Raw genomic sequence first — 559 nt, 5'->3', positions numbered from 1 at the left:
GGCGCGCCTTCCGTTCGACGACGAGGCAACGCTGGCGTCGGGAGCGACGATCTCGCGTTTCGAACATGCCGCCAGACGCCGAGATATTTACCGCGTCAGTCAAGCACTCATGGAACAGTTTATTGCCGGCTATTCCAGTCCCCCAAAGAGCTTGGTGCTCGACCTGGATCACTCCGAGGATGCGTGCTATGGCCAGCAGCCGCTGGCGTTCTACAACCACCACTATCGGTCGACCTGCTATCTGCCGCTGATGATTTTTGATGGCAAGTCCGGCGGCTTAGTCGCCGCCGTTCTGCGTCCAGGAAAAAGGCCGTTCGGCGAAGAAAACGCCATGATCATGCGCCGTGTTTTGAAACTGATTCGCTACCATTTCCCCGATACTCACATCCTGGTCCGTGGCGACGGACACTTCAGCGGCCCCGAATTAATGCGCCTGATTGACAGCATGCCGAACATTGACTTCATCTTCGGTTTCTCCTGCAACGTCAAGCTGCTTGCGATGGCTGAGCCAACAAGGCTTCGTGCCTGCGATCTTTGGGCACAGGTGCAAACACAGGAC

The 559-nt window shown here is 56.9% G+C and carries 1 protein-coding gene; it reads left to right on the top strand.

Annotation, left to right across the window (positions count from 1 at the left end; all coding sequences use genetic code 11):
- A partial coding sequence (locus ACP7D4_RS28235; RefSeq protein WP_426212759.1) for a transposase occupies nucleotides 1-559 on the top strand: 559 nt, incomplete at both ends.

The sequence above is a fragment of the Massilia sp. TWP1-3-3 genome, from assembly GCF_049897805.1.
GTDB lineage: Bacteria > Pseudomonadota > Gammaproteobacteria > Burkholderiales > Burkholderiaceae_D > Telluria_A.
This window is presented reverse-complemented; position numbering and strand designations above follow the sequence as displayed.